The organism is Naumannella huperziae (genome assembly GCF_054073625.1).
Map to the genome: position 1 here is coordinate 323,355 of NZ_JBSXPH010000001.1, position 17,224 is coordinate 340,578.

At 71.4% G+C, this 17,224-nt stretch carries 14 protein-coding genes and 2 tRNA genes; 9 read left to right on the top strand and 7 right to left on the bottom strand.

Features of this window, described 5'->3' with window-relative positions; translation table 11 throughout:
• Window positions 1-112 precede the first annotated feature (112 nt).
• The 4 genes from ACXDC7_RS01560 to ACXDC7_RS01575 all read left to right on the top strand — a co-directional run bounded on the left by ACXDC7_RS01560 (window position 113) and on the right by ACXDC7_RS01575 (window position 5,202).
• Window positions 113-1,954, top strand: coding sequence for a phosphoenolpyruvate carboxykinase (GTP) (locus ACXDC7_RS01560; RefSeq protein WP_459220949.1), 1,842 nt, complete (start codon window positions 113-115; stop codon window positions 1,952-1,954).
• Window positions 1,955-2,064: 110 nt separating this feature from the next.
• Window positions 2,065-2,155, top strand: a tRNA-Ser gene (locus ACXDC7_RS01565).
• Window positions 2,156-2,261: 106 nt separating this feature from the next.
• Window positions 2,262-3,443, top strand: a complete 1,182-nt coding sequence (locus ACXDC7_RS01570) for a cutinase family protein (protein WP_459220950.1) — start codon at window positions 2,262-2,264, stop codon at window positions 3,441-3,443.
• 73 nt (window positions 3,444-3,516) lie between these two features.
• Window positions 3,517-5,202 (top strand): LCP family glycopolymer transferase, encoded by a 1,686-nt coding sequence (locus ACXDC7_RS01575; protein ID WP_459220951.1) that lies wholly within the window; start codon window positions 3,517-3,519, stop codon window positions 5,200-5,202.
• A 7-nt stretch (window positions 5,203-5,209) separates the two neighbouring features.
• On the opposite strand, the gene ACXDC7_RS01580 is transcribed toward ACXDC7_RS01575, so the two are convergent.
• A complete protein-coding gene (locus tag ACXDC7_RS01580; protein WP_459220952.1) occupies window positions 5,210-5,704 on the bottom strand; it encodes a hypothetical protein in 495 nt (164 codons plus the stop codon).
• A 24-nt stretch (window positions 5,705-5,728) separates the two neighbouring features.
• Window positions 5,729-5,815: transfer RNA gene (locus tag ACXDC7_RS01585), tRNA-Ser, on the bottom strand.
• 56 nt (window positions 5,816-5,871) lie between these two features.
• Here ACXDC7_RS01585 and ACXDC7_RS01590 point away from each other — a divergent pair.
• From ACXDC7_RS01590 to ACXDC7_RS01600, 3 genes are all read left to right on the top strand, one after another.
• A complete protein-coding gene (locus ACXDC7_RS01590; RefSeq protein WP_459220953.1) occupies window positions 5,872-6,843 on the top strand; it encodes an NAD(P)H-quinone oxidoreductase in 972 nt (323 codons plus the stop codon).
• A 46-nt stretch (window positions 6,844-6,889) separates the two neighbouring features.
• Window positions 6,890-7,501 carry a bacterial proteasome activator family protein gene (locus ACXDC7_RS01595; protein WP_179445132.1) on the top strand — a complete coding sequence of 204 codons (612 nt, stop codon included), beginning with the start codon at window positions 6,890-6,892 and terminating at the stop codon, window positions 7,499-7,501.
• Window positions 7,502-7,701: 200 nt separating this feature from the next.
• Window positions 7,702-8,286: a WhiB family transcriptional regulator gene (locus ACXDC7_RS01600; RefSeq protein WP_459220954.1), complete on the top strand. Its 585-nt coding sequence runs from the start codon at window positions 7,702-7,704 to the stop codon at window positions 8,284-8,286.
• 9 nt (window positions 8,287-8,295) lie between these two features.
• Here ACXDC7_RS01600 and ACXDC7_RS01605 read toward each other — a convergent pair whose 3' ends face one another.
• Both ACXDC7_RS01605 and serS read right to left on the bottom strand, forming a co-directional pair.
• Complete coding sequence (locus tag ACXDC7_RS01605) at window positions 8,296-9,102, bottom strand: HAD family hydrolase (RefSeq protein WP_459220955.1); 807 nt, start codon at window positions 9,100-9,102, stop codon at window positions 8,296-8,298.
• Window positions 9,102-10,376 (bottom strand): serine--tRNA ligase, encoded by a 1,275-nt coding sequence (serS, locus tag ACXDC7_RS01610; protein WP_459220956.1) that lies wholly within the window; start codon window positions 10,374-10,376, stop codon window positions 9,102-9,104. The genes ACXDC7_RS01605 and serS overlap by 1 nt, the downstream gene beginning before the upstream one ends.
• Before the next feature lie 45 nt (window positions 10,377-10,421).
• Between serS and ACXDC7_RS01615 the strand changes: the two genes are divergently transcribed.
• The gene (locus ACXDC7_RS01615; RefSeq protein WP_459220957.1) at window positions 10,422-12,038 is read left to right on the top strand and encodes a bifunctional phosphatase PAP2/diacylglycerol kinase family protein; all 1,617 of its coding nucleotides are present in this window, start codon (window positions 10,422-10,424) and stop codon (window positions 12,036-12,038) included.
• Here ACXDC7_RS01615 and pheA read toward each other — a convergent pair whose 3' ends face one another.
• Genes pheA through mptB form a run of 3 tightly spaced genes read right to left on the bottom strand, consistent with a single transcriptional unit; the run spans window position 12,039 to window position 15,667 of the window.
• Window positions 12,039-12,944 (bottom strand): prephenate dehydratase, encoded by a 906-nt coding sequence (pheA, locus tag ACXDC7_RS01620; RefSeq protein ID WP_459220958.1) that lies wholly within the window; start codon window positions 12,942-12,944, stop codon window positions 12,039-12,041.
• 53 nt (window positions 12,945-12,997) lie between these two features.
• Window positions 12,998-13,933, bottom strand: coding sequence for a DUF2510 domain-containing protein (locus ACXDC7_RS01625; RefSeq protein ID WP_459220959.1), 936 nt, complete (start codon window positions 13,931-13,933; stop codon window positions 12,998-13,000).
• Between the two features lie 3 nt (window positions 13,934-13,936).
• Complete coding sequence (gene mptB / locus ACXDC7_RS01630) at window positions 13,937-15,667, bottom strand: polyprenol phosphomannose-dependent alpha 1,6 mannosyltransferase MptB (protein WP_459220960.1); 1,731 nt, start codon at window positions 15,665-15,667, stop codon at window positions 13,937-13,939.
• Window positions 15,668-15,844: 177 nt separating this feature from the next.
• Between mptB and ACXDC7_RS01635 the strand changes: the two genes are divergently transcribed.
• Window positions 15,845-17,122 (top strand): arginine deiminase, encoded by a 1,278-nt coding sequence (locus ACXDC7_RS01635; RefSeq protein ID WP_459220961.1) that lies wholly within the window; start codon window positions 15,845-15,847, stop codon window positions 17,120-17,122.
• Window positions 17,123-17,224 lie beyond the last annotated feature (102 nt).

The window sequence follows — 17,224 nt, forward strand, 5'->3', positions numbered from 1 at the left end:
GGGCTACCCTCAATGCCACTTGTCCACTGGTACACACACAAGGTTGCCGACGGACCACCCCCGACATCGTTCACCCACCCCAATGACGGGCCGAAGCCCTGGAGGAGCCGATATGACAGCGACCGCCGACCCGCTGACGGAAGCCGCGCCGACCACCCCCGCGCCGACCACTCACAAGGGCCTACTGGCCTGGGTGCGCGAGGTGGCCGAGCTGACCAAGCCGGACGCCGTGGTGTGGTGCGACGGCAGCGCGGAGGAGTTTGCCCGCCTGACCGCCCAGATGGTCGAGGCCGGCACGCTGGTACGCCTGTCCGAGGAGACCCGCCCGAACTCCTTCTACGCCCGCACCGACCCCGACGATGTCGCCCGGGTCGAGGATCGGACCTTCATCTGCTCGGCCCGCGAGGAGGATGCCGGCCCGACCAACAACTGGCGCGAACCCGCCGAGATGAAGGCCGAGCTGACCGAGTTGTTCGACGGCTCGATGCGCGGACGCACCATGTACGTCGTCCCGTTCTGCATGGGCCCGCTGGACGCCGAGGACCCGAAGTTCGGCGTCGAGATCACCGACTCCCCCTACGTCGTGTTGTCCATGGGCGTGATGACGCGGATGGGCGCCGGCCCGCTGGCCGCGCTGACCGAGGGCGGCACCGAGCGCGACTTCGTGCCCTGCCTGCACTCCGTCGGCGCCCCGCTCGAGCCCGGCCAGGAAGACGTCGAGTGGCCGTGCAACACCACCAAGTACATCGTCCACTTCCCCGAGGAGCGCGCAATCTGGAGCTACGGATCGGGCTACGGCGGGAACTCGCTGCTGGGCAAGAAGTGCTACTCGCTGCGGATCGCCTCGGCGATGGCCCGCGACGAGGGCTGGATGGCCGAGCACATGTTGATCATCAAGCTGACCAACCCCGAGGGCAAAGTCTTCCACATCGCCGGCGCCTTCCCGAGCGCCACCGGCAAGACCAATCTCGCGATGCTGGAGCCGAGCCTGCCGGGCTGGAAGGTGGAGACGCTGGGCGATGACATCGCCTGGATGCGCTTCGGTGCCGACGGTCGCCTGTATGCCACGAACCCCGAGTTCGGCTTCTTCGGCGTCGCGCCCGGCACCGGCTGGAAGACCAACCCGAATGCCATGCGCACCCTGGAGAAGGGCAACACGATCTTCACCAATGTCGCGCTGACCGATCACGGCGACATCTGGTGGGAGGGAATGACCGAGCACCGGCCGGACCACCTGACCGACTGGCGGGGCAATTCCTGGACCCCGGATTCCGAGACGCCGGCCGCCCACCCGAACAGCCGGTTCTGCACCCCGATCGAGCAGACCCCGACGCTGGCGCCGGAGTACAACACCCCCGACGGCGTACCGATCGACGCGATCCTGTTCGGCGGCCGCCGCGCCAGCACCGTGCCGCTGGTCGCCCAGGCCCGCGACTGGACGCACGGCGTGTTCATGGGCGCGACCTGCTCGTCGGAGACGACCGCCGCGGCCACCGGCAAGGTCGGCGTGGTCCGCCGCGACCCGATGGCGATGCTGCCGTTCATGGGCTACCACGCCGCCGACTACCTGAACCACTGGCTGACCATCGGCGAGCAGCACGACGACCCCAAGTTGCCCGCGATCTTCTACGTCAACTGGTTCCGCAAGGACGACAACGGCAAGTTCATCTGGCCGGGCTTCGGCGAGAACTCCCGCGTGCTGAAGTGGATCACCGAGCGCCTGGAGGGCAAGGCCGACGCGATCGACACCCCCGCCGGCGCGGTGCCCACCCCGGACGGCCTCGACGTCGAGGGCCTGTCGGTCGGCGAGGAACAGGTCGCGGCGGCGACCAAGGTCGATGTCGAGGAATGGAAGGCCGAGCTGCCCCTGATCGAGGAGTGGTTCGACTTCCTCGAGCGCGTCCCGGCGCCGATCCGCGGCGAGCTGGACAAGCTGCGCAGCCAGCTCTCCTGAGCACGCATCGCCGACGCGGCCCGGGTCGTTCCCCCACGGAATGACCCGGGCCGCGTTTTGGCGAGCCGCCGCCGGAATCGGTAGGGTTCGCTTGACGCGGTACGCGCGTTGGAGGCGTCGCCTAGTCCGGTCTATGGCGCCCGCCTGCTAAGCGGGTTGAGGGCTTCAACCCTCTCGCGGGTTCAAATCCCGCCGCCTCCGCGCAGACCCGCCCCGGGCCGACCGGGGCGGGTTTTCGTCTTCCGGGCCCCGATGCCCGGGCCCACCGCGGCTCCCGGTGCCCGGCACCGATATATCGTCGGGGCACGTGATCATCCGGCCGGCCCGCCGCCTCCTCGCCTCGCTGGCGCTCGCGCTCTGCACGCTGCCCGTGCTCGCCTCCCCGGCGCGCGCCACGATGACCTGGTCCGGGCCGCCGATCGCCGCCAGCACCGCCACCGCCCAGGCCTGCGCCGACCTGCTCTTCGTCGGGGTACGCGGGTCGGCGGAGCCGGCGCCCTACGGACCGACCGTGACCGCCGTCCGCGACGAGCTGGCCCGGCGTACCTCCGATGCCCCGGGCGATGCCTCGCTGCTGGTCCGCGAGGTCTTCCTCGACTATCCCGCGGTCTCCCCGGAGACCCTCGGCGCGACCGGCGCCGACCGGCTGCTGTTCGATCCCGAGATGCCCCCGACGCAGTTCTTCGACTCGGTGCGCGCGGGCCGCGGCGACCTGATCGACCTGCTCGCCGACTCCGGCCGGCGCTGCCCGGGCGAGCGCTGGGTGATCGCGGGATTCTCCCAGGGCGCGCAGGTGGTGACCGAGGCGCTCGCCGATCGTGCGGTACGCGAGGACGCCGACGACCGCCTGCTGGGCGCCGTGTTGCTCGGCAACCCGGCCAACGGCCCCGCCTCCCAGGGCACGAACCTGGCCGGCGACGCACGCCCGGACGCGATGGGGCTGTCAACGAGCCTGCACTACATCCGGGCACGGATCGCCGGTGCGCGCCAACCCGACGACGCAGGCGGTCTCGGCGGCGCCCTGCGGGCGGTGGTCGAGTTGTCCGAGGGCCCGCTCGACGCGGCCCTGGCCGAGCGGGTGCTGCGCAGCCGCGGGCTGGCGATCGATCCGGTGATCGCCGGGCGGATCACCCAGGTCTGCCGGGCAGGCGACCTGATCTGCGACTCCGGCCCGGGCCTCGGCCGGATCGTCTTCGCCCAGGCGCCGCTGCAGGACGAGGTGGACCGGGCCCAGCCGATCCACCTCGGCTATGCCGAGCTGCTGGAGCCCGCGGTCCGGCCGACGGTCGACGCCGTCCGCGGCTGGGCGCCGAGCGTGCACCGGGCCGTTCCGTTCTGGCAGCGGCCGGAGGTGCCGCTCGCCGGCGCGATCCTGCTCGCCCTGGTCGGGACCGGCGCCGTCGTGCTGGTCCGGCGCCGGACCGACCGGGCCCGGCCGGCGGGCGATTCGCAGGCGGACCCGACCACTGGCTCCGGCGATCGGATGTGACCAGCGCCTCAGCCGAGGTGCTACCACGGGCCGATCTCTACGCCCCGGCGGCCGCATATCATGACCGAGGCCCTTGGCGAGCCGCCACGCCGACGCACCCGACCACGAACAGGACGAGATGACCAACGCGAGCACCCCGCGACCCCAGCGCGCGCGCCCGGTCGGTCAGCGCGGGCGTCGGTTCGGTTTCGGGCAGAGCACGTTCTGGACCGTTGTCGGCAGCCTGCTGCCCGGTTCGGGACTGATCGCCGGTCGCCGTCACCGCAGGCTGGGCATCGCCCTGCTCGCCCTGTTCGCCATCGGGATCGCCTCGCTGCTGATCTGGGCCGCCGTCGATCGCCGCAGCCTGCTGCAGCTCGCGGTCCGGCCGGCGCCGTTGATCATCGCGGCGATCGGTCTGCCGCTGGTGGCCCTGGTCTGGGTCGCGGTGATCGTGCGTACCCATCTCGACACCCGGCCCGCGGTGTTGACCACGCTCCAGCGGGTGATCAGTTCGGTACTCGTCGGCGGGCTGGCCTTCGCCGTGGCGGCGCCGCTGGCGGTCGCCGGCCGCTACTCCTACGACCAGTTCGGTCTGGTCAGCCAGGTCTTCCGCACGACCGACGATTCCCAGTCCGGGACGCGACCCGATCTCGGTGGCGACAATCCCTTCCAGGACAAGCCCCGGGTCAATGTGTTGTTGATCGGCGCCGACGATGCCTACGGCGGCGACAAGGGCAACATCCGCACCGACACGATGATGCTCGCCAGCATCGACACCCGCACGGGCGACACGGTCCTGGTCAGCATCCCGCGGCAGACGATGCACATCCCGTTCCCGGCCGATTCCCCACTCGCGCGGTACTACCCCGACGGCTACACCAGCAGCTACGACGAGGCCGAGGGGATGGCCAACGCGATCTACTACAACGTGCCACAGGAGGTGCCGGCCGACATCCTGGGCAAGACCGATGATCTTGGTGCCGATGTCCTCAAGCTCGGCATCGGCGAGGCGACCGGCCTTCCGGTCGACTACTACGTGATGGTCAACTTCCGGGGCTATCGCAAGCTGATCGATTCGCTCGGCGGGATCACGGTCAATATCAACCGGCACGTCCCGATCGGCGGCAACACCGACCGTGGCATCCCGCCGGAGGACCAGCTCAATCCCGGTCCCAACCAGCATCTGGACGGTTTCCAGGCGCTCTGGTTCGCCCGCGGCCGTTACGGTCAGGACGACTACCAGCGCAACATCCGGCAGCGCTGCTCGGTGAATGCGATCATCCAGCAGGCGAATCCGATCAACGTCCTGCAGCGCTACGAGGCGATCGCGAGCGCGTCGGCGAGCATGGTCGAGACCGACATCCCCCAGGAGATGCTGCCCGCGATGGTCGACCTGTCGCTGCGGGTGAAGGACGCGAAGGTACGCAGCCTCGCCGCCTTCGACGGCGACGACTCCCTGAGCACCGCCGATCCCGACTTCGATGCGCTGCGCCAGCGCGTCCAGGAGTCGATCAAGGAAACCGAGCAGGCCGCGCCCAAGAAGCAGGAGCCGGCCCCGCCGGGCGGCGAGCCCGCGCCGCCCGGCGGAGGCGGCACCACCGAACCGCAGCCCGAGGAGTCCGAGGAGCCGTCGACCGCGCCGTCCACGGACGGCGGCGACGGAGGCGGGCAGCCCAGCGCGGCGCCCAAGGAGCGCAGCCAGGATCTCGCCTCGAGCTGCGAGTTCGACCCGAAGGCGGCCGCGGAGTCGCAGCCCTACTACACGACCGGCCGCTGAGGCGCGCTCAGGCCAGCGGGCGATAGCCGCGGTCGGCGTCCAGGCGCTCCTTCAGGTCGGCGAGCATCGCGCGGGCCCGGGGGTCGCTGGCCGGCGCCGGTGACAACACATGCCGATCCGGCTCGCCGAGCAGGCCGATCCGGTGCCCGCCCGCGGACATCGTGACCTGCCGCGTCCGGTCCCAGCGGCCCGCCACCGTCCCGCCCGGTCCGGTGATCCGGTAACCGTCGGCATCGAAGGCGAAACTCGCGCGGGACCGGCGTACCAGGATCAGCGCGGCGAGCGCCAGGACGATGCCGAACGCCAGCACGACACCGCCGAGGGCGACCACCCCGATCGGCCATCCCCCCGAACTGCCGGCGACCAGCAGCACGGCGCCGAGCACGGCACAGCCCGCGGCGATGGCATAGGCCCGGGTCGGCGGCGGCGAGGTGAGCACATGCTCGGTCGGCGGACGGCGCTCACCGGAATCGGCGGGCGGGCGCTGCGGCGCATCGGTCACGGGCTGGCTCCTGGTCGAGGGCGGCGGCGAGGGTGGGATTCGAACCCACGGAACGGTCTCCCGCTCGGCCGCTTTCAAGGCGGCTGCACTAGTCCACTATGCGACCTCGCCCGGCCCCGGGATTCCCCGAGGGCGCCATCATCCTAGCGGGGCCTAGGCTGGCGGACATGTACGCGGTGACGCAGTCCGAGCCCGGTCCCCCGTCGGTTCTCACCTGGTCGCAGGTGCCGACACCCGAGCCCACCGGTGACGAGGTGTTGATCAAGATCCGCTCGGCCGGGGTGAACCGCGCCGACCTGCTGCAGCGTCAGGGCGCCTATCCGCCGCCGCCCGGCGCGCCGGACATCCTCGGCCTGGAATGCGCCGGTGAGATCGCCGCGCTCGGCCCGGACGCCGACGAGTGGGAGGTCGGCGACCCGTGTGTCGCGCTGCTCGCCGGCGGCGGGTACGCCGAGTACGTCGCCGTCCCGCAGGGCCAGGTGGTGGCCCCGCCCGAGGGCGTCGACCCGGTCAGCGCCGGTGGTCTGATCGAGGTGGCCGCGACCGTGCTGTCGATGACCGAGCTCGCCGGGCTGGACAGCGGCGACGTCTTCCTCGTGCACGGCGGTGCGGGTGGCATCGGCTCGTTCGCGATCCAGTACGGCCGCGCGGTCGGCACCGAGGTGATCACCACGGCCGGCAATGCCGACAAACTCGCGTACTGCCGCGAGCTCGGCGCCACTCACGCGCTGGACTATCACGACGACTGGGTCGCCGGGGTGGCCGAGGCCACCGGAGGCGACGGCGCCGACGTGATCCTGGACGTGATCGGCGCGAAGTACCTGTCGGCCAATCTCGGGGCGATGGCCCACGACGGGCGGATCGCGATCATCGGGCTGCAGGGCGGGTCGAAGGCCGAGCTGGACCTGAATGCCCTGCTCCGCAAGCGCGGAGCGGTGATCGCGGCCTCGTTGCGTTCGCGGCCGGTGGACCAGAAGTCCGCGATCTGCGCCGCGGTCGCCGACGACGTCTGGCCGCTGTATGCCGACGGCGCCATCCGCGTACCCAACGAGACCCGGATCCCCATGCCGGAGGCCGCCCGCGCGCACGAACTGCTCGAGTCGGGGGCGAATACCGGCAAGATCGTTCTCACCGTGTGAACCGGCGCCCGGCCGGCCCGATCCGACATCGTCGTATGGTGGCGTCATGACCCAGCAGCCGGATCCGCAGCAGCCCCAGGCCGACCAGCAGCCCGCCGGTGGCGCCGCCGGCGAGGGCCAACCGCAGGTCATCGCCGGTGCGACCGGCGACGGTCGCGGCTTCATCGTCGGCCCGCAGGGGATGGCCGTGGAGCGGGCTCCCGGGACCGAGGGCGAGGAGCCGTCGGTGACCGATCAGGTCGAGGAGCCCGCGAAGGTGATGCGGATCGGCAACATGATCCGCGCGCTGCTGGAGGAGGTACGCTCCACGCCGCTCGACGACCCGAGCCGGGAGCGGCTGCGCGAGGTCTACGGCGCCAGCATCGACGAGCTCAAGTCGGGGCTGTCGGAGGATCTGGCCGCCGAGCTGGAGCGGATCACCGAGCCCTTCACCGCCGACGAGACGCCGTCCAACGACGAGTTGCGGATCGCCAAGGCCCAGCTCGTCGGTTGGCTGGAGGGGCTGTTCCAGGGCATCCAGACCGCGTTGGTCGCCCAGCAGATGGCGGCCCGGGCGCAATTGGAGCAGATGCGCCGGACCCTGCCGGGCGGACCGCAGCCCGGCCAGCCGCAGGCGCCGCAGCGGCCGGCCGGCGGCACCGACGGCATGTATCTCTGAGGTAGCACGGCCGGGCGCGCTCCGGCTCGGCAAATTCTCAACAAATCTTCTGCCGCTGTGCTGGCGGCTGATCGGTCCGTTCGGCTAGGTTCCCGGCAGGTCGGCGCCCCCCAGGCCGATTCCGGTGGTTCGGGAACCGTTCCCCGTAGCCGTCGCGTCGCATGCCATGACCGCATGGAATCACGTTGGGGGGAAACCTCGTGAACACGTTTCGTACCGCACCGATCGCCGATCCGGACGACCTCGGCGCGGGCCGCCACCCGCAGGGTTGCGCCTCGCGCCCGGAGCTTTTCCAGCACCCGCTCGTGGAGGAGCCGCCGACCAGCAGCGCTCCGCAGTCGGTACGTCGCGAGTACTCGGTGCTGGTGAACGAGGCCCGCGCCGTCTGCGCCGCCTGCCCGCTCCGCCGGGACTGCCTCTATGACGCCGTCGTCAAGCACGATGTGGCGGGCTTCGTCGCCGGCACCACCGAGATGGAGCGACGGATGATCCGCCGCCAGTTGGACGTCACCGTCGAGGCCGAGGATCTGGACACGATGGCGGGCGTCTTCCGCAGCGGCCGCCGGATCGACCACGACGAGGTGGTACGCCTGCGCCAGGCCAATCCGCACGAATCGCTGGAGATGCTGGCGCGTCGACTCGACTGCTCGCTGTCGACCGTGAAGCGCCACCTGCGCCGCCATCGGCGCGGCCAGGACCTGAAGCCGAAGCAGACCGTCCCGACCCGCGGTGAGGTGCTGCAGGCGGCGAGCACGCCGCGGCATGCCGGCATCGGCGCCGCCTGAACCGCCGGATCAGAACCAGCGGCCCAGCTCCGCGGGGGTGCCGCCGTCGGCGAATCCTCCGGTGACGGCGTCGGCAGCGGTCCGGACCTCTTCGGGGGCCTCGGCCATCGCGACCCCTCGGCCGGCCCACTCGAGCATCTCGATGTCGTTGCGGCCGTCGCCGAGGGCGAGCACATCGGCGGGATCGACGCCGAGCCGGTGGCAGACGTCGGTGAGACCGCTGGCCTTGTCCACCCCCTCGGGGGCGATGTCCAGCCACGCGCTGTACCCGATGAAATAGGACACCCCGTGCAGGCCGAGCCGCTCGGCCAGCGCGATGAACTGTTGATCATCGGCGTAGGGGTCGCGGATGATCACCCGGGTCACCGGCTCGCCGCGCAGTTCGGCGATGCTCGCCGGGATCATCTCGCCGTGCAGGTCCCCGTCGGGGAAGTCCGCGCTCACCCGGTATCCGCGGCCGATCACCTCGGCGGCGATCAGCGCGCCGGGCGCGAGTTCGGAGACCTTGTCGATCACCCGCGCCGGATCGAAGGTGACCTGCCGGATGATCTCGGCCGGCGGATAGGAGACCACGACCGCGCCGTTGGAGCAGACGGCGTACCCGTCCGGCAGACCCAGCGCGTCGAAGATCGGCTGTGTGCTGTGCCAGCTACGTCCGGTGGCCAGCACGACCGGCACGCCCGCGTCGACCACCCGACGGACGGCGGCGTGGACGTCCGGCGGCAGCACACCCTCGTGATCGACGAGTGTTCCATCGATGTCCAGCGCCACTAGCTTCGGGCGCCACGCCGCATCCTCGGCCCGCGACTGCACCATCACCGGACGGGGGTCAACAGGTCGCGGCCGCCGAGATAGGGGCGCAGTGCCGCGGGCACCCGGACGGAACCATCGGCCTGCTGGTGGTTCTCGAGCAGGGCGATGATCACCCGCGGCACGGCGACCAGGGTGCCGTTCAGCGTCGCGACGGGCGCGATGCCGTCGGCGAACCGGCCGCGGATGCCCAGCCGGCGGGCCTGGAAGTCGGTGCAGTTCGAGGTCGAGGTGATCTCCCGGTAGCGGTCCTGGCTGGGCAGCCAGGCGTAGCAGTCGAACTTGCGCGCCGCGCTCAGACCAAGATCACCGCCGGCCAGCTCGAGCGTCTGGTAGGGCAGCTCGAGCAGCTCGATGAACTCCTTCTCATACCCCAGCAACCGCCGATGCTCGGCATCGGCGTCGGCCGGATCGGTGTGCACGAACATCTCGACCTTGTCGAACCAGTGCACCCGGAAGATTCCCCTGGTGTCCTTGCCGTAGGAGCCGGCCTCGCGCCGAAAGCTCGGGCTGTAGCCCGCGTAGCGGCGCGGCAGCGTCTCCGGGTCGAGGATCTCCTCGGAGTGATAGGCCGCCAGCGGCACCTCGGCGGTGCCGACCAGATAGAGGTCGTCGCGCTCCAGGTGGTAGACGTCGTCGGCCGCCTGACCGAGGAAGCCCGTGCCCTCCATCGCCGCGGGCTTGACCAGCGCGGGCGGCAGGATCGGCGTGAAGCCCCACTCCAGGGCCTTGTTCATGGCCAGATTGATCAACGCCAGTTCGAGCTGGGCGCCGACGCCGGTGAGGAAGTAGAACCGCGATCCCGAGACCTTCGACCCGCGCTCGATGTCGATCGCGCCCAGCAACTCGCCCAGCTCCAGGTGGTCGCGCGGCTCGAAGCCTTCGGCGGCGAAGTCGCGCGGCGTACCCACCGACTCCAGGACGACATAGTCGTCCTCACCGCCCTCGGGCACCCCGTCGGCGACGATATTGCCCACGCCCGCGAGCAGCGCGTCGAAGCGGGCCGAGGCGGCCTCGCTGTCGGCCTGGCGCTGTTTGACCTCGGTGGCAAGTTCCCTGGTCCGGTCGAGCAGTTGCTGCTTGCGCTCGCCGTCGGCGCGGGCAACCTCCTTGCCGAGCGACTTCTGCTCGGCCCGCAGCTCCTCGAAGGCCGCGATCGCCGACCGTCGGGCCGCGTCCGCGGCAAGCAGCTCGTCGACCACCTCGACAGAGGAGCCCCGCCGCCGCTGCGACTCGCGGACGGCCTCGGGGTCGGTGCGGAGCAGTCTGGGATCGATCACGGCGAACAGCCTAGCCGCCGGGTCGCGTGCCAGAATCGACTTGTCATGGCTATCCCCGACCGCCCGAGGCGGCGTCCCCTCGGCCGCCCCTCGATGTATGCGATCTGCTTCTCCGGGATCGCCGTGGCGCTGTTGGTCGCCTGGACCGCGCTGGTCGCCCTCGGCGGATTCGTCGCGACGCTCGACCAGGCCACGCTGGCTCCGGTGCCGGACCCGGCCAACCCTGCGGTACAGGTGGCGGCCGCGCTCGGGGTGGTCTTCTGGCCCGGCGGGTTCATCGCGCTGCTGCTCGGGCTGGCGTGGTGGGCACAGCGCAGACGACTGCGCAATGTCGCCATCGCCCTGGCGGTCGCCGCGCTGCCGGGCTCGGCCCTGGCCTGGCTGATGAAGCTGGTCGGCTCGCGCCCGCGGCCGGACGAGCACCTGCCACAGATCACCGAGATCGGACCCGCCTACCCGTCCGAACACATCGCCACCCTGACCACGGTGGCGATCATGGTCGCCGTTACCGCCGTGGTCACCCGGCAGCGCCGGTCGGTGGTCCGCGCCTGGCAGATCGCCGGTGTCGCTGCGGTGCTGATCATGGCCGCCAGCCGCTGGCTGGTCCGGGCCAACTGGGTCTCCGACCTGGTCGGCGGCCTGCTGCTCGGTGCGACCGTCGCGGCCTTCTCGCTGATGATCGCCGGGGTACGCGTGCTGCCCCGCGCCGGGTTGGCCGCGCTCGCCCAACCCCGCCAGCACGTGACCAGCCCAGCGCACCCACACCGGCGCTGCGCGGTGATCGTCAACCCGAGCAAGATCGCCGACGAGGCGACCTTCCGCCGCCATGTCAGCTACGAGTTGCAGCGCCACGACTTCCAGCGCACGCTGTGGCTGGAGACCAGCGTCGACGATCCGGGGCACGGGATGGCCAAGATCGCCGTCGGCAAGGAGGTCGATCTGGTCGTCGTCGCCGGCGGGGACGGCACCGTCCGTTCGGTCTGCCAGGGGCTGGCCGACAGCGGCATCCCGTTGGGAATCGTCCCGGCGGGCACCGGCAATCTGTTGGCGCGCAATCTCGGCATCCCGCTCGACGAGCGCGCCGCCATCGATGTCGCCTTCGACGGGCGCAACCGGGTGATCGATCTGGTGCAGGTCCGCCCGGATGATCAACCCGAGAGCCTGTCGTTCTCGGTGATGGCGGGGATGGGTTTCGACGCGTTGATCTTCGACCAGACGGCCGACGAGCTGAAGCGGGCGGTCGGCTCCGCGGCGTACTTCGTGACGGCCGCCCGCGCCGCCGGCAACGAACCGTTCCAGGCCAAGGTGTCGATCGACGACCACCTGGCGCTGCGCCGCCGGATCAGCCTGGTGGTGATCGGCAATGTCGGTGAGCTGCAGGGCGGCATCCGACTGTTCCCCGAGGCCGTCCCGGACGACGGGCTGCTGGAGGTGCTGGTCGCCTCACCGCGCAGCCTGGGCGACTGGGCCCGGCTGGCCACGAAGCTGGTCGTGCGCAGCGGAGGCGAGGACGCCCAGTTGACCCGCCTGCGGGGCCGATCGGTCGAGGTGATCACCGAAGAGCCCGAGCCGTACCAGCTCGACGGCGACACCATCGGGCACTGCCGCCGGCTCTCGGCGCGGACCCGGCCGGGCGCGTTGACGGTTCGCGTACCGGGCTGATCAGTCGAGCGAGTCCAGCCACTCCCGGGCCGCGGCGTAGTCGCCGTCGGCGGAGCCGCGCGGCACGTCGGGGGTACGCCCGTCCGCGCGCGGGTAGGAGCCGAGGAAGACGACCCGCTGGCAGACCCGGTGCAGGCCCATCATCGCCTCGCCCAGGCGGGCGTCGCGGATATGACCCTCGGCGTCGATCGAGAAGCAGTAGTCACCCAGGGTCCGCTTGGTCGGCCTCGACTCCAGCCGGGTCAGGCTGACGCCGCGGGAGGCGAACTGCTCCAAGATGTCCAGCAGCGCGCCCGGATGGTTCTCGAACATGTAGGCGACCAGCGTCGTCTTGTCCGCGCCGGTCGGCTCGGGCAGCGCGCCGGCCGGCGCGACCCGCACGAACCGGGTGACCGCATCGGGGTTGTCGGCGATGTCGCCGGCCAGCGCGACCAGCCCGTGCCGTTCGCCGGCGATCGGCGCACAGATCGCCGCGTCGAAGACCGAGTCGGGGTCGGCGACCTCGGCGGCCGCCGCGGCGGTCGAGCCGCCCTCGGTGACCACCGCCTCCGGCAGGTTGGCCACCAGCCAGTCGCGGCACTGCGCGTAGGCATGGGGATGGGTGAGCACCCGGCGTACCGCCGGCAACTCGGTGCCCGGCCGGGCGTAGATACCGAACCGGACCGGCAGGACGACCTCGCCGACGATGACCAGGCCGTTGTCGCGGGCGAGGTTGTCCAGCGTGGCGGTGACGCCGCCCTCGACCGAGTTCTCGATCGGCACCAGCGCGCTGTCGACCCTGTTCTCGCGGACGGCCGCGATGGTTTCGGCGACGGTCGCGAAGGGCTGCGGGTCGCTGATGTCCCGGATGGTCAGCAATGCCTGGTGGGTGAAGGTCCCCTCGGGACCGAGATAGCCGATCGCCACCGCGACAGGCTAGCCGGGCCGCGCGGGCGCGCCCGCTGGGTATCGCGGGCCGATCAGCGGGTGCTGGCCAGCGACTCGTCGAGCGCGGTGCGGATCTCGAGGAATCCCGGGTCCTCGGTCAGGTCGATACGCACGATGGTGGTGGCCGTCCAGACGATCCGGGTGCCGTCCGGCCACACCTCGGCCTGCACGATCTGGGCCGTCTCGAACTCGCCCTCGATCCCGGCGAACCGCATCACCGCGCGCTGTTCGACCAGGGTGCTGCCCGCCCGCTGGCCCGGCCGGACGACGGGCTCGGCGGTGCTCACCACGCGTTCGGCGGCATCGACGGTCCGCTGGTGCCGGGCGGCGGCGACCGCACGGCCGAGCTCCTCGCCGTCGTCGCCGGGAACCGACGGATCGACCAGGCCGACCTGGAAGCTGCCGCCGTACTTGTCCGCCGAGTCCGACGAGGTGATCCCGGACGCTCCGGCCGCGATCAGCGGCGGGATCGGCCGGGCCTTGGTCGAGTCGCCCTCGCTGTTGAACGGGAATGACGGCAGCGACGCGCCCCAGATCCCGTGGATGGAGATTTCGCTGTAGTCGGCGACGACCTCGGGCGCGTCGATGCGGGGTACGCCGAGGTCCGCCGGGGCCACGGCCGCCGGCGGCTGGTTCAGCACCGCCTGCACCCCGCGTACCGTCAGCACGGCGAGGCCGATCACCAGTGCCGCGAGAACCGCCCCGCCGACGATCAGCGCGCGCCGGGCGCGAGGCCCGAGCAGCGGGTCCGGCCGCACGGTCCGCCGGGCGGGCCCCGGTGGCGGGGATTCCGGTTCGGTGGTGAGCCAGTCGGTCCACTCCGCACCGTCCCACCAGCGGTAGGTGCCGGTGAGCCCGCGGGGGTCGTGGTACCAGCCGACATTCCCGCCGTCACGGGCAGGAGACGCGGGGGTTTCGGGACCGGTCGGGTCGGCGGCGCGGGCCGGCTGGCGATACGGCGTCGACATCGATCACTCCCCCGTTCGGGTCTTCGTGGCGACGCTAGCCGCTGCGCCGGGAATCTCGCCAGCAGCTGCCGTGAGCTCGCCCGCGCCTGCCGTGCCGGCCGGCGGCGCAGGATCGGTGCGGGTGCTGATCAGGCTGCCCGCCCGGCGGCAGGCGTAGTACCACCAGATGACGATCGCCGACACCACGCCGAGCATCGCGGTGGTCGTGCCGACCTGCCGGACGCGGGCGACGACCTCCTCCAGCAGCGCGCTCTGCCCGACCACCCGCCCGGGATTGAACGCCAGGTTCAGCACGAGCCCGCGGGCGAGCATGATCACGTCCAGCCGGCTGGCGCCGTAGAGCGCGATCGGCACCCACGCCGCGAGGTCGTACCAGGGCAGCGAGTAGGGCGCGGTGCACAGCCAGGCGACGGTGAGCACCACGGCGGTGCGTACCGCATCGCTCAAAGGATCGCGCCGCGGGTCGAGCTCACCGGAGAGCCCGAACAGGCGCCGGCGCGGCAGCACCCGGGACAGCATCCAGGCGAGCGTGATCATCCCCAGCCAGCCGAGCAGCGAGACCAGGTCGTAGCTGGTCTCGCCCGCGACGAAGGTGACCAGCAGCTTCTGCACCGGCGCGAGCCAGCTCACCTCGGACAGATAGCCGCTGTTGCGGGCGGCCTGGCCGAGCGCCTCCGGCTCGAGGACGAAATAGGCGATCGAGGACGGGATGCCGGCGCCGATGATCGCCCGCAGCATCGCGGGCAGATCGCGTCGGTACGCCCAGACCATCGCGATCCCGTAGAGGCCGAGCGTCGCCTTGACCGAACAGCCGATGCCGATCAGCACGCCGGCCACGAACGGCCGCCGACGCAGGAACCAGAACGCGGCGACGCCGAAGGAGATGGCGATCGCCTCGTTGTGCGCGCTCACCACCACCGCCCAGATCATCACCGGGTTGAGGATCGTCAGCCAGATCACCCGGGCCTGCAGGCGCCGGTCGCCGCGGGCCAGCCCGACCGCGAGCGTGCAGGCGATCACCATGAAGATCATGCAGACGAGCTGCAACCAGAAAACCACGTCGTGCACCGTCTCGCCGCCCAGCCGGTTGGCGCCGATCTGGATCCAGTTCAGGATGGGGCCGTAGACGCTCGGGGTGTCCTGCCAGGGCCGCTCGGTGTAGACGAGGATCGGGTCGTACTGGGTGCGGAACAGCCCGGCCGGCGTGACGGCGTACGGGCTCATCCCGAGCACCGCGATCCGGCCGTAGGCCGCATACATCAACACATCGGCCGAGGTCAGCGGCGGGACGCCGATCGTGATCAGACACAGGGCGACGCCGAGGCCGAAGCAGCGGCGCAGCCGCGGCAGCCAGCCGCGCGCCAGCGCCCGCAGGCCGATCCACATCCCGCCGCCGCCGATCGCGATGGACGCCCACAGCGCGCCGGTGACGAGCCACTCGTTGCGCCACGGCGCGGGGGCAGCGATGTGCCAGGGCGGCAACAGGCTGCCGTTGCGCGGGCCGAGGTCGAGCGTCACCACCGAGGGGCCGAGGAAGCCGACACACAGATAGATCGCCGGTGCGAGCAGCAGCGCGGCCAGCGCGATCCGGGGGCTGGTCGTCCACGATGCGGCGCCGCCGCGATCGGCGCGATCCGGGCTGGTCGGGGCGCTGAACCAGTCCAACAGCGCGAGTGGCCGAGGGACCGGGCGCGGTGCTGCCGGGCTCGGCACCGGCGGGCGTGGGTGGACCACGGCACCTCCTCTCGGCATCTCTCGGCGGCGGGCATCGCGCGGCACCGACGGGTCGGCAAATCGGGGCAAGATTAGTCGACCCCGGCGCGGGCCGGACGCGATGCGGATCGTTCGAACGGCGCCGGGCTGTCGGTCGCCGTCGGTGCCGGGTCGGGCGCGGCGCACTATGGTCGGCACATGGCTGAAGCTTCCACCTCCGACGGCGTTGCGGCACCCGGCGACGCGGCGGGCCCGGGCGAACAGGGTCCGGGCCAGCAGGGTCTGGGCCGGCAGGGTTTGGGCGTACGCACCGAGACCGGGAAGCTGCGCACGGTGTTGCTGCACCGACCGGGCGACGAGCTGCGGCGGCTGACCCCGCGCAACAACGACCAACTGCTGTTCGACGCGATCCCGTGGGTGGACCGGGCGCAGGCCGAGCACGACGCCTTCGCGCAGGTGCTGCGGGACCGCGGGGTCGAGGTGTTGTACCTGGCGAACCTGCTGGCCGAAACGCTCGGCGACGAGCTGGCCCGGTCCCGGGCGATCGACCTGACGCTGAACGATCTTCGACTGGGTGATCAACTGCGTACCCTGCTGCGCGCTCACCTGGCCGAGCAGCACCCGGACGACCTGACGCATCTGCTGACCACGGGCCTGCGCAATGACGAGTTCCCGACGCGGACGCTGGTCACCTCGCTGATGGCGCCCGATGACTTCCTGATCGACCCGCTGCCGAACCTGTTGTTCACCCGCGACTCGTCGGTGTGGATCGGCGACAACCCCGCGGTCACCTCGCTGGCCATGCCGGCCCGGTCGCGCGAGACCCAGCTCACCGAGTTGATCTATGACCATCATCCGCGGTTCGTGGGCAACGAGACCTTGTACGGCTGGGATCGCGAGCATGTGGAGGGCGGCGATGTGTTGGCGCTGGCCGACGGCGTGCTGGCGATCGGGATCGGCGAGCGGACCACGCCGGCGGGTGCGGAGCGGTTGGCCCGGACGGTGCTCGGCGCCGGGCTGGCGCACACCGTGGTCGCCGTGCCGATCGACCAGCAGCGGGCGACCATGCATCTGGACACCGTCTGCACGATGGTCGACGTGGATGCCGTGGTGATGTATCCGAATGTTGCCGACCGGCTGGCGGCGTTCAAGGTCACCCGCGACGGCGACGATCTGGTGATCGGTGAGCGCCGGCCGTTCCTGGAGGTGGCGGCCGATGCGATGGGGATCGATCAGGTGCGGGTGATCGACACCGGCCTGGACCCGGTGACCGCCGAGCGGGAACAGTGGGACGACGGCAACAACACCCTGGCCCTGGAGCCGCGGGTCGCCGTGGCGTACGAGCGCAATACCGAAACCAATGCCCGGCTGGAGAAGTCTGGCATCGAGGTCGTCGCCATCGCCGGCTCCGAGCTCGGTTCCGGTCGCGGCGGACCCCGGTGCATGTCCTGCCCGATCGAGCGCGAACCCGTCTGACGGGGCGGGCTGGGCAAGCGCGGGTCAGGTTCCACTCGGCGCCGTCCCGCACCGCGCGCGCCGCGCCAGCACGGGGCGAGGCCCCGACCCGCGCGGGTCGGG

Bases quoted from the DNA above. Each gene is read 5' to 3' on its own strand.
- ACXDC7_RS01595 (WP_179445132.1), top strand. From the start codon at position 6,890: ATGACCCAGCAGCCGGATCCGCAGCAGCCCCAGGCCGACCAGCAGCCC.
- ACXDC7_RS01560 (WP_459220949.1), top strand. From the start codon at position 113: ATGACAGCGACCGCCGACCCGCTGACGGAAGCCGCGCCGACCACCCCC.
- ACXDC7_RS01590 (WP_459220953.1), top strand. From the start codon at position 5,872: ATGTACGCGGTGACGCAGTCCGAGCCCGGTCCCCCGTCGGTTCTCACC.
- ACXDC7_RS01615 (WP_459220957.1), top strand. From the start codon at position 10,422: ATGGCTATCCCCGACCGCCCGAGGCGGCGTCCCCTCGGCCGCCCCTCG.
- ACXDC7_RS01625 (WP_459220959.1), bottom strand. From the start codon at position 13,933: ATGTCGACGCCGTATCGCCAGCCGGCCCGCGCCGCCGACCCGACCGGT.
- ACXDC7_RS01605 (WP_459220955.1), bottom strand. From the start codon at position 9,102: ATGGTGCAGTCGCGGGCCGAGGATGCGGCGTGGCGCCCGAAGCTAGTG.
- ACXDC7_RS01635 (WP_459220961.1), top strand. From the start codon at position 15,845: ATGGCTGAAGCTTCCACCTCCGACGGCGTTGCGGCACCCGGCGACGCG.